Source organism: Xanthomonas sp. NCPPB 3959 (assembly GCF_056675575.1).
Map to the genome: position 1 here is coordinate 23,360 of NZ_JBWWVR010000003.1, position 16,485 is coordinate 39,844.

Consider the following 16,485-nt stretch of genomic DNA (forward strand, 5'->3'; position numbering starts at 1 on the left):
CGTACTGCAGTGACTGGTGACTGCTTGCAAAAACGACCGCGTCTTGATCAGGCGAACGCGGCTGGCGATCGGCGGCGCATGGATCACTCGGGTACCGGCGCGCTTGTGTTGCGTCAGCGCGCCGGTCTGATCGCAGTGCGCCTTATCGCATCACTGCAACTTCTCGCTCAACGCAGCGCTTCGGCAAACGCCAGGTAGGCCTCAATCACCTCCGGCAGCTCGGCGAACAACGCGTCCAGATCCACTGTGTCCATCAATGGCCCGCGCGCCGATTCCAGTGCCGCCGGGATGTCGCCATCGTGCGCGCGCAGTGCGTCGGACACATGCACGGCCTGGGCAAGCAGCAGCGGCATCAACGCGCCTTCCGGTGCGGCGGCCGGGCGGACCTGATAGGCGATGGCTTGCTGGATGACCGCAGGCAACTGCCAGCGACGCACCAGCTCGGCGCCCACTTCCGGGTAACCAAACCCCAACTGCAGGGTTTCTTCGGCCGCATGACCGGCAGAGGAAGTGTCGTGATTGATGCGGCTGGCGTATTCCGGCGCGCCGGACTGGATCAGCAGCTCGCCGATGTTGTGCATCATGCCGCAGGTAAACGCGGTTTCCGGATCGAGCCCGTGCTGGCGCGCCAGCAAGCGGCAGATGCCGGCCACGCCGAAACTGTGCCGCCAAAAGGCGTTGAGATCGAAACTGGGGCCGGCATGAAACGCGCCGGTCATCGACGAGGCCAGCACCAACGTGCGCAGCGTGTTGAAGCCCAACCGCATCGCCGCGTCTTCGACGCTGGTGGAATCGCGCAGGCCATGGAAGCGCGCCGAATTGGCCAGCCGCAACACCTTGGCGGCGATCACCGGATCGCGCTCGATGGTGTGCGCCAACGCATCGATGTTGGTGTTCGGATCATCGAACTGACGAATCAGGTCCTGCGCCACCTTGGGCACCGTGGGCAAGGTATGCAACTGGTCAAACAAAACCTCCAACTTCATGATCGCCTCGTGGGAAAGGAATGGGTCAGCGCAACTGCGCCCGCCATGGTGTCGTACAGGCCGCTTGAAAGTCACTAGCCCGCTGCATGCCCTGGCGTGACCACGCCATCGCCATCACTGGGCGCCAAGCCGCAGCGCCATTGGATTTTGCGCGCCTGCGCAGGGCGACGCGCGTCGCGCATGGAACACTGCAACGCCACAGCGAACACAGCGCCATGCGGCGATGCTGGCAGCTGGGCAATGTGGTCGAGGACGGCCACAACTGCGGATGATGGATGCCGATAGACTAGGTCTGGAATCGTGACCGTAACGCGATGCCGGTGTTGGTCGATTTTGCCGGCAAATACTCAATGAAAATCGCGCGAGGGCAGTTGCATTTCGCCGAGCAGCTCGCTGAGGTCGTACAGATCGCCGGCGATGAGGTGCTCCACGCCATCCACGCGTTCCCAGCGGCCGCGCACCGCCATCAGGCGCGATTCCAGCAGTGCGCGGCGGCGGCGTAGCGCCAGGTGCGACCAGACGATGACGTTGATCATGCCGTGTTCGTCTTCCAGGGTGACGAAGATGGTGCCCTTGGCAGTGGCCGGGCGCTGGCGCTGGGTGACCAGGCCGGCGACATGCACACCGCTGCCGTGGCTGCGGCCTTGTAGTTCACGCAGGCCGAGGATGCGTCGCTGCCGCATCTGCGGCCGCAGCAGCGCCATCGGGTGCTGGCGCAGGCTCAGGCCGACCGAGCGGTAATCGGCCAGGATGTCTTCGCCTGCGCGCGGCGCCTCGAATTCCACCGGGCGCTCTTCGGGGCTACCAGGCAGCAGCGGCCGCCGCGCTTCCACGCCGGCCATCGCCCAGCGCGCGGCATTGCGATTGCCTACCATGCCTTGCAAGGCGCCGGCCTCGGCCAGAGCGAGGCGCGCCTTCTCGTCGAGTGCGGCGCGCAGGCACAGATCTCCGATATCGGCGAAGCCCCGTTGCGCGCGTGCGGCAACAATGCGCTTTGCCACCACTTCCGATAATCCAGCGACCTGACGCATGCCCAGACGGATCGCCGGTTGTTCGCCAGGGTCTTCGTCGCTACACCATGGCCGGCCACCGACCAGCGTGTTGTCCCAGACGCTATGCAGCACATCCACCGGCAACACCTCCACGCGCGCGCGCTCAGGACTGCCGCGGCGCGCGTCCTGCACGATCTGGCTGGCCGAATAGAAGCCCATCGGCTGCGCATTGAGCAAGCCGCAGGCGAAGGCTGCAGGTTCGTGACGTTTGAGCCAGCAGCTGGCGTAGACGAGCTTAGCGAACGAGGCGGCGTGGCTTTGCGGGAAGCCGTAGGAGCCGAAGCCTTTGATCTGCTCGAAGATCTGGTCGATGAAGGTGGAGGCGTAGCCTCTGTTCTGCATGCGTTCGCGCACGCGCGTGCGGTGCTGCTCCATGTCACCGCCACGGCGCCACGCTGCCATTGAACGACGCAGATTGTCCGCTTCGCTCTCTGTGTATTCGGCGGCATGCATCAGCAGCTCCATCACCTGCTCCTGAAATAGCGGAACACCAAGCGTCGGCTTGAGAATATCTTCCACCTCCGGCGACGGGTAGTTCACTTCTTCGCGGCCCTGACGCCTGCGCAGATACGGGTGCACCATGTCGCCCTGGATCGGCCCGGGCCGCACGATCGCCACTTCGATCACCAGATCGTAGAACACCGCAGGCTTGAGCCGCGGCAGCATCGCCATCTGGGCACGCGATTCGATCTGGAATACGCCCACCGTGTCGGCGCGCTGGATCATCTTGTAGGTCGGCTTGTCGTCGCCTGGCAGCGTGGCGATGGTGTAATCGCGCCCGCGATGGCCGCGCACCAACTCCAATGTCTTGCGGATGCAGGTGAGCATGCCCAGCGCCAGGCAATCGACCTTGAGCAGCTTCATGGTTTCCAGATCGTCCTTGTCCCACTGGATGATGGTGCGATCGGCCATTGCCGCGTTTTCTACCGGCACCAGCAGCGACAAGGGTTCGTCGGAGATGACGAATCCGCCGACATGCTGGGACAGATGCCGCGGGTGATCGCGCAGGTGTTCGGTTACCGCAAGAATCTTGTTGATCAGTGGATTGGCCAGATCGAATCCGGCTTCTTCGATGCGCTGCTCCATCGGCGTTTCGCCATTGCCCCAGCCATAGCAATTGGCCAGCAAGGCGATCTGGTCCGGTGGCAGACCGAACGCCTTGGCCACGTCGCGCACCGCGCTTTTACCGCGATAGCAGATCACTGTCGCCGCCAGCGCAGCGCGTTCACGGCCGTATTTGGTGTAGACGTACTGCAGCACTTCCTCGCGCCGCTCGTGCTCGAAATCGACGTCGATATCCGGTGGCTCGTCGCGTTTTTCGGAGAGAAACCTTGCCATCAGCAAACGGGTTTCATCCGGATTGACTGCGGTGATACCCAGCGCATAACACACCGCCGAATTGGCCGAAGACCCACGGCCCTGGCACAGGATGTGCTGATCACGTGCGAAGCGCACCACATCTTGCACGGTGAGAAAGAATGCTTCGTAATTTTTGTGGGCGATCAGCGCCAATTCCTTTTCGATGTCGGCGCGTACCTTTGCCGGCGTTCCATTCGGCCACCGCTCACGCATGCCTGTTTCGGTGAGCTGCCGCAGATAGCTCGCCGGCGTATGCCCTTCCGGCACCAGTTCGCGCGGATAGGTGTATTCAAGCTTGGAAATATCGAAGGTACAGCGCTGCGCTAACCCAACGCTGGCCTGCAACAGCGCATCCGGATAGATGTTGCCCAGGGCCCGGCGCGTGCGCAAATGGCGCTCGCCGTTGCGGAACAGGTGCGCGCCGCACTCGGCCAACGGCAAGCTGTGGCGGATGGCGGTCAAGGTGTCCTGCACGATGCGCTCGCGGCGCTGCGCCATATGCACATCGCCGCTGGCCAGCGCGCTCATGCCCAGCTGCTGCGCCAGTAACTGCAAGGCAAGCAACCGCGCGGCATCGTCCTGTTCGCGATGCAGTTCCACCGCCAGGAATGCACGCTCGGCGAAGACCTGTTGCAACCAGGCACCCTGCTCGGCCTGCGGCTGCGCGCCGGGCATCCACACCGCGAACACGCCGGGTGCGACATCGCGAAACTGCGCTTCCACCTCGGCACGCCCCAACCGATATGTGCCCTTGCTTGCTGCACGGCGCGCGGTGGTGATCAGCGCGCACAGTTGCGGATAACCATGCGCGTTTTCCACCAGCAGCACAAAGCGGGTGCCATCGACCAGGGTGAATTCGCTGCCGACGATCAAGCGCACGCCGGTGGCGCGCGAGGCTTCCAGGCCGCGCACGATGCCGGCCAGCGAGCATTCGTCGGTGATGGCCAGCGCGCTGTAACCGCAGTGCTGCGCGCGTGCGAACAACTGCTCGGCACTGGAGGCGCCGCGCAGGAACGAGAAGTCCGACAGGCAATGCAGTTCGGCATACGCAGGCAGGCCATCGGCCACCGCCGCATGGCTGATGTCGTCATTGGCCGCGCGCAATCGCGCTGCCACATTCCACGCACGCGGCATGCGCCCGCCGGGCGTATCGCGGTCAACACCGTCTACGGCGTCGTCCCAGCTCATGGGCGCACATCTTCAATATCGCGCTGCCACCACACCATCTGTCCAGTGAGCCGCAGATCGCCTCGTTGCAGCTGCTCTTTCCCTGCGTGGCATCGGATGCTTGCGGCACCGCTGCGGTGACCAGCCCGACAAGCAGTGCTCGGTTGCCGCAGGGGCATGCGTCGGATCATGCGAACCACCCATGTAGCATCCAGCCTTCGACACGGCCCGGCGCGGCAAATACCCAGGCCCGGCGTCCGCGTGCGGTCTCCACCACGTAGTAATCGCGACGTGCTTCGTCGTCGTCCCACCAGCCGCTTTCCAATCGCTCCGGGCCGGAGACGATGCGTAACTGCGCATCGTGCAAGGGCACCGGCTGTGGCAATAACCAGGTGGGGCGCGGCGGGCGCGGTGGTGCATCGGTTTCGCGCACCGCATCGCCGATAGCGCGCCGCCATGCGCGTTCCGGGCGCGGGTCGTTGGCCGGCAGCACGCGATACACCGCCTCATCGCCCAGCCGCGCACGCAGGCGCTCGCGCAGCTGCGGCCACTCCACCGATTGCTGCGCACGCTGATCGAACAGATCGCGCATGGCCGGCACGAACGGTGGCAGCTGCCGCGCCAGCAGGCGCATCGCCACTACCGGGCGCGGGATCTCCACCCGCTCCAGCCGGTTGCGTGCAAGCTCGAACAACAGCGTGGGCGCACGCTCCGGCGTCAGCAGGCCGATCTCGACATCGGTGGCGCCTTGTTCGTGCTCCAGTCGCAGCAAGAACCGTTGCACGCCGCCATCGCGGATGGACAGATACGTGCACAGATCGCCGATCAAACGCCGCAGCGGAAACAGCAGCGCCGGATGCATTTCCACCTCGTAGCCCAGTTCCACACGCTGGTCGAAATGATCTGGCGGTGCGTAACACTCCAAGGGGTCGTCGACCTGGCCGTAGAGGCGGTCCAGGTGATCGAGCAAACCCGCACCGAAACGCCGGCGCAGCCCATCGCGCGGCAACGCCCGCACCGCAGCCAGCGTGCGCACGCCCATGTGCTGCAGGCGCTCACCCACATCGTCAGGCAAGGCGGCACGGCGTACCGGCACTTTGTCGAGCGTGCTGTGCAAGGCCGGCAACTGCGTCACGACCATGCCATCACGCAAGCCGGCCAGCACGCGTGCGGCGCGCGGCGTGGGCGCCAGTGCAAGCCGGTGCTGGAAGCCCAACGCCTGCAGCTCATCGCGCAGGCGGCGCTCGAAACGCGGCCACGGACCGAACAACCGAAAACTGGCGCCGGCTTCCAGCACGATGGCGCGCGACCATTGCTGGCTCACCAGCGAACTATGCCGATACGCCCAGGCCGCAAGAAACCGCTGCGTGCGCGCCTCAGCCTGCGCGTCGTAATCGATGGTGTGCACATCGGCCATCAGCGCATGCGCCGCCGACAGCCGCATCCCTGCTTTCAAACCGGCTGCGGACGCCGCTGCGTTGACCGAATGCAGGCTACGTAACTGCGCCGGCCCTTCCACCAACACCAGCGGCGCCTGCGGCTCTTCCAGACGCCGAAGGACGGCGTCCAGCGCCAGCTGCGGCAGCAGTATGCAGGCCCACAACATGCGCGCGCCTCAATGCGCCAGCCGCAACGGCTGCGAGGGGACCTGCCCACCGCGGCACTTGCGCACCTGCCAGGCATCGCGCTCGGGCAGAAATTCCAGCCGCAAGGCGGCCGGCGATGCATTGACCGCATGCTTGCGGTCGCGCAGCGCGAAGGCGCAGCAATTGCCGCTGTCGGCGGCGACTTGCAGCCGCCGCAACGCGCGCGCATCGCCGGTCTGCGGCCAGCCCAATACCGCCGCGCAGGCACCGCTGCGCAGGCATTGTTCGAACGCCCACAAGGCGTCGCGCGGCTCGGCCTGCACCACTTCCAGATGTTCCAGCACCACTCCACCCGCCTGCCAGGCAGATGCGTAGGGAATGAACGGAGGCGCCACCAACACTACGCGACTGCTGGCGCCGGTCATGCGCGCCAGCGTGGGCAACAACAATGCGATCTCGCCTACGCCGTGCGCGGGCAACAGCAATTCGGTCAGTGCCCGCCGCGGCCAGCCACCATCGGGCAGCAGCGCATCCAGTGCGGCATGCCCGGTGGATTCGCCGCCATGGGCAATGGCCGTGCCGTGACCTGCGCGCCAGACTGTGCGCGTGGCCAGCAGGGCGTCCAGCGGCAGTGCGACTGCCGCGTTGCCGTCCTGCCTGATGCGCGCGGGCTCCTGGCTCATCTCAACCCTGCCGGATCAGACCGCAGTACAGCCCTTCGATCGCGAAGTCGGCATCGGCCGCCACCACGATCGGCGCATGCGCGCGGTTGCGTGGCAACAGGCGGATGCGCTCGTCGCCGTGCTCCAGTCGTTTGATGGTGATCTCGCCATCCACACGTGCCACCACGATCTGCCCATCGCGCGCATCGTTGCTGCGATGCACGCCCACCAGATCGCCGTCCAGAATGCCGTCGTCGATCATCGAGTCGCCTTGCACCTGCAACAGATAATCCGGACGCAGCGAGAACAGCGCGCGGTCCAGCCACAGCTGACGATCCAGCCCGATATCCGCCCCGATCGGCACACCGGCCGCCACCCGCCCCAGCACCGGCAAGGCCAGCACCGCATTGCGCGCCGGATCAGGCCTCATCCGGCCTGGCACCCGGATACCGCGCTTTTGATTGGGCAGCAGCTCGATCAACCCGGCCTCGGCCAGTGCCTGCACGTGCTTTTGCGCGGCATTGCGCGAGGCGAAGCCGAACGCCTGCGCAATCTCGGCCAGGCTGGGCGACACCCCTGCGCGTGCCTGTTCCTGCAGGAAGGCCAGCACCGCCGCACGTTTGGGAGAGAGAGATTCCATAGGAGAAAACGGCCAGCCGGGACTAGGTGTACATTTGTACACCCCTCGGTCGCAGCAGGCGAGATTGGCCAACTCAGCTTGCTGAGCCGATTCAGCGGGCGAGCTTGCGACAGACCGGGCCCCGAGTTATAACTCACGTAATAACAAGGGGCGCCGCCATGAAACTCAAGATCACCTCCATCGGCAATTCCGCCGGCGTCATCCTGCCCAAGGAACTGCTGGCCCGTCTGCGCCTGGGCAAGGGCGACGAACTGTATGCGCTGGAAACGCCCGACGGCATCAAGTTGACCGCGTTCGACCCTACCCTGGCCGCGCAGATGGAGGTGGCCGAGCAGGTGATGCGCGAGGATCGGCAGGTGCTGCACAAGTTGGCCAAATGAACACCCGCATGGTCGTCTGGATCGAGCGCGCGCTTGCCTTGGCAATACACGAACGTCAGTTGAGCGAGCACGGTGGCGCAACTGGCGTGCGTGATGAAGCCTTGCTGGATTCGGCGCTGACACGCCCGCAACAGTTGTTCTCCTACGGCGATCCCCCGCCCGACCTGGTGGAACTGACTGCGAGCCTGGCCTATGGGCTGGCACGCAATCACCCGTTTGTGGATGGCAACAAGCGCACCGCCCATGTCTGCTATCGCGTCTTTCTTGGACTCAATGGTGCTGAGCTCATTGCATCGCAAGAAGACAAGTACGTCGCCATGATGCAATTGGCCGATGGCGCCTGGAGCGAGAAGCAGTTTGCGCAGTGGCTACGGGCAAGGGTGCGCTTGCGTGACGACCGGCATATCCATGAGACACGACCCACCTATGGCTGAGCATCCCTCCGGCTGATAGCACTCTGCTTTGCGCTCGTCCCATGCAGCCGTGCAGCGCGTTTCTACTCCCGTCATCAGCGGTCTCGTTGCACTGTGCACAGTGAAGAATGCAAGCAAGCACGGCGTCAATATCGCTGAAGCATGGGCCTGCAGCCGCTCACGCAACACTGGCCATCCCTGGCCGTGCCGCTGCTACGCAACGCGTTACGCTCGTTACGCAGTCTGTTGCGTCAGCTACGCTCAGTCCTTCGCATACACCACACCCAATTTGTCGATCTCGTCGCCGGCGCGGCCGGTGAAACCGGCGATATGCCAGCCGCTCGGCGCGGTCAGCGTATAGGTCTCGCTGCTCGGTGTGCCCACCTGCACGCTGCGGCCTTTGTTGGTGCGCAGGCTCAGTGAGAACACGCGGGTGCGGTCGTTGTACTTGCCTACGCTGAAAGTTGCCGAAGCCAGCGTTTCGTTGGCACCCAGCGACAACGTCGTCGCCTGCCCACCACTGCCGCCGTGCGCGAGCAGCTTGCCGCTGTCCAGGATCACACCCAGGCCATCCAGACGCGCGCCGCCGCGCAGGGTCACCCCGCTGAGCGGGCGACCGCCGGTGTTGCCGGCCAGGTCGTTGAACGGGATACCGTGCGGGCCACCGAACTGGTCGCTGGTGCGCAGTCGATCGCCCACTGCCCAACCGAACTGCGCATGCAGTGGGTAATGGTCGGACAGGGGCTTGCCTGCACTGTCGTAGAAGCCGCCGCCATCGAGCTGATAGCGGTTGGCCACCAGGGTCAGTTGCGGCGCATCGCGGTACAGGATCTTGTCGACCACCTCGCAGCTGTTGGTGGGTGGCGTGCCGCACAGCAGCGGTGCGGCGCCAGCCGCCGGTGCTGTGCCCTTGATCAATTCCACCCACGCATCGGTCAGCCCATTGGAGGCGATCAGCTCGCGGATATTGTCGTCGCTGCGGGTGTAACGCGTGTTGGAATCCATCATCACCAGCACCGCGTTACCGGCCGACCAGGTCTGGATGAACTGCGCCAGCTGGCCGATATTGGCACGGCGTGCGGACAGATCGCCCGCTTCGACACCGGCATTGGGATGCGCGTTGTAGACATCCAGCAACACGCCATCGGCCAGGCGCACGCGCATGTAACTGAAACCCTTCGGGGTCAGGCAGTCGGTGCCGTTGCACTGATTCCACTTGATCCGGGTGAAGTCGCTGAAGGGATAGTTGCTGAGCGTATTGAGCCCGTCGCCGAAGGCAGCGCCGCCACTGGTGGCGGTGCGGTACGGATGCGCATCCCCCGCGTACAACGTGGCGTGGTAGTTGAAGTCTTCCTGCACATTGACCAGGCCGTAAGGTGCCAGTTTCGGCGCCAGCAGTGCGGTGTTGGTGGCCGGCGTTCCGCTGGACAGCCCTTCGGGCAGGCCGGCGACGTTGTAAGTCAGCACGTCGAGGACGCCGACGTTTGTTTGTGCCTGGGCGATGCTTGCACAGGCAAGACCGAGCGTGATTCCGAGACTGACGAGAGTACGTAGCTGGTGGAGCATAAATCGCCTCTTGCAGTGGTGAAAAACAGCGGCTGGCACGGTGGCCAGAGAAACGGCGCTCATGCGCCGATGCAACTACACGCGCCGGTCGTGGCCGGCGCGTGCAGCGTCATTCGCTCAGGTAATGCGGGTCGATTGCGGCGTCGATCAAGCTGGCCAGGGTCGGCAGTGCGCAGTCGTACTCCGGTGTGGCGCTGCTGCAGCCGGGAATGAACACCGGCGATGACGGCGGCGGCGCCTGTGGCGTCAGCGCGCGGCGTTCGCGTAGTTGCGCCAGGGTCTGCGCGGTGTAGCGCAAGCGGATCACGCGTTGCCCATCGGCACGGCGCCAGCGCTCGAATACCAGCGCGCCACCGGGCACGGTCTGGTCGGGCTGATAACCGGGCAACTGCCAATGCAGATCGAACATGCCGGCCAGCAAGGTCAGCGTGCCGTCGTGCCCGGACAGCACTATCAGCCGTGCATCGCCACCGATCGGCGTGGAGTGCGGTGTATGGCTGTTGCCGCTGGCATTGCGGTTGCCGTTGCTGTGAGTATCAGTGCCAACACCGGTAGTGCTGCCTTGCTGCAAGGTCGCCAGTAATCGTGCGGCCAGCGGCGAACTGGCCATGCGCGCCACCGTCGGCGCACGCAGACGCAGCGCGAACTCGGCCTGATGCGGTGCGAATGCGCGCAGCAGACTGGCCTCGTTCACGCCTTGCCACCCCAACGCGGCAAAGTCCTGGCCATCGGCCCAGCCCATCAGCAGGCTTTCGCTGATGCCCGATGCAGATGGTGCCGGGCCTTCGACACCGGCGATTCCATCGTGGGCATCGCCCATGCGCGAGTGCACCGCATCCAGGCGTTGTTTGCCGGTACCGGCCTGCGCTGGACACGGCCGCTGCGCGCACTGCAGCAGCAGTTGCTGCAGGCTGTCGATCGCATCGTGTTGCGCCGCATTCCAGGCCGCAACATCTCCACCGACGCGGCCGGCGATGGCCGCACGCATCAATGCAGCGGCAGCTGGCTGCCGCAATGCCGGGGCACCGTCGAACAGTGGATCGGACGCGCCGTCGGCAACGTGGTGCACCGTGTTCGTGCACCCCGGCGTGAGCGTGCTTGCCAACGCGCGTGCCGAGGCGATGGTGCGCTGGGTGCGATTGGCCCAGTAATAGACGTTGGCGCAGCCATCGCCATCGAACACACCAAGCGGCGCGTAATGCGCGCGGTAATAGGCTCCGAACAACGCTTCCAGACGCGCACCGTTGGCGGTCAGGTGCCCGGCCGGCACAGCGAAGCGTGGCCAGGGACGTGCGGAATAGCGGCCCAGCTGCTCCGGGCTGGACATCGCCGCACGCACGCCGTGGCGCTTGAGGATGACGACTTTTTCAAGCGTCTCCGGCGCCGCAGCAGCGGCATGCGCCACTTCCAACGCAGCCGGACCGGCAACGAACAGCACAAAGAAACACATACAGATACGAGGCAGTAATGACATGAGTGGTCTCAAAACGTGGTGCACCCACTGCATTGCGCGAGATCTCGCGCAATGCAGCTGGCAACAGCGCCAACGCGGGCGATGCTGCCTTGCATGCGGCACCCCTGCAGTAGGCGCCGAGTAGCGGCAGTGGCTGCCGCCGACAACCGTGGAACGGCGATCAACGCAACTGCGCAGCTGTCAGGTGGGCGTGGCCGATGCAGGAGCGGCATGCACCGCTCCTACGCTCGGACCACAAGCGCACCGTCCGCAGCCAGCTGACGACTGCTCGCCAGCCGGTCCCGGCCAATCTCAAAAACGCGCGCGCATCCCCACCGACCAGGTGCGGCCGTAGTCGGTATAGCCGCCGAACAAGTGATCGCCAACGAACTGGCGCTGCACTTCGCCGGTGAGGTTGATCGCGTTGACGAATACCGACAGCGTGTCGTTGACCTTGTAGGCGACATTGGCATCGAGGCTACCGAACTGGTCGCTGTTGAGCGTGGCCACATTGGCGGTGCCCACCGCGTTGAGAATGTCGTCGCTCCAGCTGTAGCTGACGCGCGCCATCAACGGCCCCTTCTCGTAGAACAGCACGGCGTTGTAGGTGTTCTTGGCCACGCCTTCCAGGCTGTCGGTGAAGCTGCTGGCGCCGTCGTGATAGGTGGCCTTGCTGTCGGTCCAGGTGTAATTGAGCTGCATGCCCAGGCCATCCAGCGGCGACGGCAGGCCGGTGAAGACCTGCTGGTACGCCACTTCCGCGCCCTGCACCATCGCCTTGCTGCCGTTGGTCTTGGACGACAGCAGATAGGTCTGGCCTTCGTAGACCAGGTTGGACATCTGGGTCTGGATGAAGCTGGAAATATCCTTGTAGAACAACCCGCCGGTCAGGGCCGAGGTGCCATCGATGTACCACTCGAAGGTCAGGTCGTACTGCCATGCCTCGAATGGCTGCAACGCAGGATTGCCACCACTGGCGGTGAAGCGTTCGCCACTGGAATTGAAGGTGAGCTTGGACGACAGATCGGTGAGGTCCGGGCGCGTGATCACCTTGGCAGCGGAGCTGCGCAGCACCATGTCCTCGCGCACGTCCCAGGCTGCATTGAACGAGGGCAGCACATTGGTGTAGCTGCGCTCGAAGTGCACCGGTTGCGCGCTGCCGTTGACGTCGGCATGACCATCGGTGGCCTGTTCGGTGCGCACCACGCGCGCACCGAGATTGCCGCGCAGCTCGCGGCCGGCCAGTTCGGTGCCGAAGTTGGTCATCGCGTAGGCCGAGGCGATCTTTTCCTGCACCTCATAGGAATTCTGCAGGTCGGCGCTATTGGGCGTATTGCTCAGATCGGCGCTGGTCGGCCAATTGCCCCAGAACGTGGATTCGATCGGCGCCAGCCATTGCCGCGGCAGGTTGCCGTTGGCATCGGCCAGCATGTCGCTCACCGGCAATGCGGTGAAATTGCTGCCTGGAAAACGCACGCCGGCGATGCTGTTGAGCAGCAGATCGGCACGGTCGTAAGTGCGCGAGCGCTGGCGATACTTGGCGCCCACCTTGAAGTCGCGGAAGAAGCTGCCGTCGAGCGCACGCTTGGCATCGAACTGCAGTGCGTCTTCCTTGTCGCGTGCGTCGATCTCGCGCCATTCCAGCCGGCGCCCTGCCACGGTGGCCGGGTTGGTTGGATCGAAGCCGTTGGTGAAGCTCCAATCGGGCACGTTGTCGCCGTCGGCTTGCGGCATGTCCACGCGCATCGACAGGTTGGTACCGCTGCGCAGACGGGTGCGCCGGATCGGATCGGAGTCGTAGCTGTGCGCCTGCGAGTGGAATGCCACCGCGCCCAGCGTCCAACGGTCGCCGCTCCAGGTGCTGGACAGGCGCGCACTGCGATTGTCGTCGGTGATGCCGGAAGTTTCGCGCGAGATCTGCACCTGGCCGTTGCGATAATCGAAGCCGGTAATGCCGCCGTTTTCCACGCGCAGATTGCTTAGCTTGGCCAGGCTGTCGAAGCCCACGCCCATGCTGTACTCGTCGTAATGCACGGTCTGCTTGGCATAGAGCAGATCCAGGTTGGTTTCCCATTGTGCGCTCGGCTTCCACTGCAGCGAGGCAGCCACACCGGTGCGTTCGCGCTCTTCCAGCTCCAGCGTCGGGCGCAGACCGGTGGGCACGTAATTGGCGCCGGGCACACCCGGCACGCCGTTGCGGTAATAGTCCCAGCTCACCTCGTTGACGCGGTCCTGGCGCAGCGTGCGTTGCGCATACGCGCCGGAAATCAACATGCCGAAAGTGCCTTCGGCGTTGACCCAATTGAACAGCCCGGAGGCGCGCGGATCGTTGGCCTGGGTGCGCTGGGCCTGACTCGATTCCAGCGACACATTGGTCAGCGTCTTGCCCAGTTCCAACGGGCGGAACGTGCGTACGTTGATGATGCCGCCAATCGCACCTTCGTCCAGATCGGCGGTGGGACTCTTGATCACATCCAGGCCGGACACCAGTTCGGCCGGCAATGTGTCGTAACGGAACTGCCGCCCGGTTTGGCCAGAAGTGCGCACGTTTTCGTTGACCGCCATGGTCTGGCCGTTGAGCGTGGTGACCTGGAAGTTCGGGCCCAGGCCGCGCACACGCACGTACACCCCTTCGCCGCGATCGCGCACGATCGACACGCCGGGCACGCGCTGCAGCGCTTCGGCCACGTTCTGCGCCGGCAGCTTGCCGATGTCTTCGGCAGCGATCACATCCACCACGCTGTCGGCATAACGCTTCTGCCGCAGTGCGGCGCTGAGGCTGCCGGCGTAACTGCCGAGCACCTGGATGCTGTCCAGCTCCTGCACCGGTGCGTCTGCGCGCGGCATTGGCGCCGTTGCGTTCGTTGCGACTGCCGCGGTTGCAGGAATCGCCTGCGGCAGGCCGGGCGCTGGCTCGGCGGTTTCGATCGTCACCGTGGTCGCATTGAGATAGCGGTAACGCAGGCCGGTGCCATCGAGCAATTGCTGCAAGGCCTGCTCCGGTGCAATGCCGGCAGCGGTGGCGCGGGTCTGCGGGTTGCCGGCCACACCTGCGGCATAGACAAACTGCAGCCCGGTCTGACGCGACAGCGCATTGAGCGCGCGTGCCAGTGGCTGGGCAGGAATCGCATCGACCGCGATGGTGGCAGGTGCCGCCTGGGCGCCGGCAGTGCCGGCATGCAAGGCGAGAGCGATCGAAAGAAACAACGTACGGCGCATCGTGGAATCCAGTAGGGGAGGAAGCAATGCGCAGCACCTCACGCGAGGCGGGATGCTGCGTTGTACCCGGACTACGAGGATCGACAGCGAGGATCGGGCACCGTTTTTTGATGAATTTTCTGTGACACGTGCTGGAGGAGCGAACGCTGAGCGCGCGCAGGCGATGCACGCATCGATACGTCACTTGGCACCACGGCTATCGCGTAAGCGTGTCCTGCGCAGGCCGGCTGCGCACACGCAGAATTCCCGGCGCACTGACCACGCGCAGGTTTGGCTGGCCATCAAGGAAGGCGCGCAGCGAGGCGATATCGTCGCCGCGCAGATTGCCGGTGAGCCGCAACGCACCGGCGGCAGCGTCGTCGATCAACAAGCGCGTGCGATTGAGCCGATTGAAGTCTTCGGCCACCGTGGCTAGCGGTGCGTCGCGGAACACGATGCGGCGCTGCCGCCAGGCATGCATCGTGGCTACCTCTTCGCTGGCGAGTTCGATCCGGCCAGTCGCATCGTCGATACGCGCGCTCTGCCCTGCCCCCAGATTGGCGAGCATCGGTTGCCCAGCGCGCTGTTCGTGCCACACGTGTACACGGCCCTCGGCCACCTCGATACGTGCCTGACGCTGATACAAGGCAATGTCGAAGGTGGTGCCGATATCCTCCACACGCAGATGGCCTGCGTGCACTTGCAAGGGGCGCCGGTCCGGTGCGACCACAAAGCTGGCCTGGCCGCGCAACAGCTGCAGGTGACGGCTCCACGGCGTCATGGTGGCGCGCACGCTGCTTTGCGCATTCAGATGCACCACGCTGCGATCGGCCAACTGCACGCTGCGCTGCTCGCCGTGCACGGTGGCGTAGGTTTGCGTGCGCGGCCAGGCCCAGCCGGTCAGCACTGCCACACCGCAGAGTGCTGCGGCAAGCCCCATGCTCCAGCGGCGTACGCGCGCATTGCGTTGGGCTGCGGATCGGCGCGGCTGGGCCGCATGTTGCGACGTCAATCGTGGCGGCAACGGCAGCGCGATCACGTTACGTGCTACTGCATCAGTGCTCTTGCGCCGGTCGGCGTCGAGCAGAGCATCCACGTCCAGTTCCATGCCGCGCAACGCATCGCCCAGTTCGCCAGACACGCGCAGCACGGCCATGTATTCGCGCACATGCAGCGGCGATGCCGTCAGCCATTGCAGAAAGCCGGCCTGTTGCCCCGCATCCAGCGCCTGCATGCGTTGCAGCGCATGCCAATGCGCGGCCTCAGCGACAGCGCTGCGGCTTGGCAATGCAGATTTGCTCACCAGCTTTCTCCGCTGTCGGCCACTGCGCGTCTGCACGCCGACAACCCACGTACCACATGTTTCTTGACCATATGCGCAGACACCCCCATGCGCTCGGCGATCTGCTTGTAGCTCAGCCCATCGCGGTACTGCATCACCAGTACCGCGCAGGTGCGCTCCGGCAATGTCGCCAGCAAGGCCTGCAAGCGTTGTTGCCGCTGTTGCCGGTGCGCGGCGTCTTCCACATCGTCGCCTGCGGCCAACACCTGCGAAAACTGCTCCATCTCTTCGATGCGCAGCGGCGCCTGTTTACGTCGCACGGCCTGCTCGCGCGCCAAGTTCAGCGCCACCGTGTACAGATAGGCCTCGGGATTAGCGATCGCCTCACCCTGATCCTGATGCGCACGCAACAGGCGTAGATAGGTCTCCTGCACCAGATCCTCCGCCTCTTCTTTGGCACCACGGCGCACGAAAAAGCCACGCAGCACCGATCCATGCTGGGTGAACACCTGCGTCCACGCGCGGGCGGCGTTGGCTTTCATGAGTGTGCGCTCCCCTTGCGCTGGGCCGGCTAGCCTGGCCAATGCAGGTGACACGACGATGACGCGCAGCAGGCGCCATTGCGCCTGCGCATGCATCGCCGATGGTCATGCGCATGGTCTGATGCGCTGATGCACATCATGGCCGAGCGCTGCTACGGGCGACATCAACGGTGTAACCACGCTGGCGGCCACCATCATC

General features: G+C 64.8%; 12 protein-coding genes. 2 read left to right on the top strand and 10 right to left on the bottom strand.

Features of this window, described 5'->3' with window-relative positions; genetic code table 11:
• Positions 1-167: 167 nt before the first annotated feature.
• The 5 genes from AC1KVG_RS04650 to lexA form a co-directional block, all read right to left on the bottom strand.
• Positions 168-986, bottom strand: coding sequence for an HDOD domain-containing protein (locus AC1KVG_RS04650; protein WP_115036552.1), 819 nt, complete (start codon positions 984-986; stop codon positions 168-170).
• 347 nt (positions 987-1,333) lie between these two features.
• Positions 1,334-4,585 (bottom strand): error-prone DNA polymerase, encoded by a 3,252-nt coding sequence (locus AC1KVG_RS04655; protein ID WP_481093645.1) that lies wholly within the window; start codon positions 4,583-4,585, stop codon positions 1,334-1,336.
• A 166-nt stretch (positions 4,586-4,751) separates the two neighbouring features.
• Entirely contained in the window at positions 4,752-6,170 is a 1,419-nt protein-coding gene (locus AC1KVG_RS04660) for a Y-family DNA polymerase (RefSeq protein WP_481093646.1), read from the bottom strand.
• Positions 6,171-6,179: 9 nt separating this feature from the next.
• The gene (gene imuA, locus AC1KVG_RS04665; protein ID WP_481093647.1) at positions 6,180-6,833 is read right to left on the bottom strand and encodes a translesion DNA synthesis-associated protein ImuA; all 654 of its coding nucleotides are present in this window, start codon (positions 6,831-6,833) and stop codon (positions 6,180-6,182) included.
• A 1-nt stretch (position 6,834) separates the two neighbouring features.
• Positions 6,835-7,452 carry a transcriptional repressor LexA gene (gene lexA, locus AC1KVG_RS04670; protein WP_481093648.1) on the bottom strand — a complete coding sequence of 206 codons (618 nt, stop codon included), beginning with the start codon at positions 7,450-7,452 and terminating at the stop codon, positions 6,835-6,837.
• Positions 7,453-7,610: 158 nt separating this feature from the next.
• Between lexA and AC1KVG_RS04675 the strand changes: the two genes are divergently transcribed.
• Positions 7,611-7,832: an AbrB/MazE/SpoVT family DNA-binding domain-containing protein gene (locus tag AC1KVG_RS04675; protein WP_006450805.1), complete on the top strand. Its 222-nt coding sequence runs from the start codon at positions 7,611-7,613 to the stop codon at positions 7,830-7,832.
• An 8-nt stretch (positions 7,833-7,840) separates the two neighbouring features.
• Complete coding sequence (locus AC1KVG_RS04680; protein ID WP_115037739.1) at positions 7,841-8,266, top strand: type II toxin-antitoxin system death-on-curing family toxin; 426 nt, start codon at positions 7,841-7,843, stop codon at positions 8,264-8,266.
• Positions 8,267-8,506: 240 nt separating this feature from the next.
• Here AC1KVG_RS04680 and AC1KVG_RS04685 read toward each other — a convergent pair whose 3' ends face one another.
• From AC1KVG_RS04685 to AC1KVG_RS04705, 5 genes are all read right to left on the bottom strand, one after another.
• A complete protein-coding gene (locus tag AC1KVG_RS04685) occupies positions 8,507-9,811 on the bottom strand; it encodes a jacalin-like lectin (RefSeq protein ID WP_481093649.1) in 1,305 nt (434 codons plus the stop codon).
• Positions 9,812-9,920: 109 nt separating this feature from the next.
• Positions 9,921-11,261: a histidine-type phosphatase gene (locus AC1KVG_RS04690; protein WP_481093768.1), complete on the bottom strand. Its 1,341-nt coding sequence runs from the start codon at positions 11,259-11,261 to the stop codon at positions 9,921-9,923.
• Positions 11,262-11,576: 315 nt separating this feature from the next.
• The gene (locus AC1KVG_RS04695; RefSeq protein WP_043889011.1) at positions 11,577-14,483 is read right to left on the bottom strand and encodes a TonB-dependent receptor; all 2,907 of its coding nucleotides are present in this window, start codon (positions 14,481-14,483) and stop codon (positions 11,577-11,579) included.
• 196 nt (positions 14,484-14,679) lie between these two features.
• Positions 14,680-15,765: a FecR family protein gene (locus tag AC1KVG_RS04700; RefSeq protein ID WP_481093650.1), complete on the bottom strand. Its 1,086-nt coding sequence runs from the start codon at positions 15,763-15,765 to the stop codon at positions 14,680-14,682.
• Positions 15,762-16,286 carry an RNA polymerase sigma factor gene (locus tag AC1KVG_RS04705; protein WP_023903059.1) on the bottom strand — a complete coding sequence of 175 codons (525 nt, stop codon included), beginning with the start codon at positions 16,284-16,286 and terminating at the stop codon, positions 15,762-15,764. Before AC1KVG_RS04705 ends, AC1KVG_RS04700 begins: the two co-directional genes overlap by 4 nt.
• Positions 16,287-16,485: the final 199 nt, after the last annotated feature.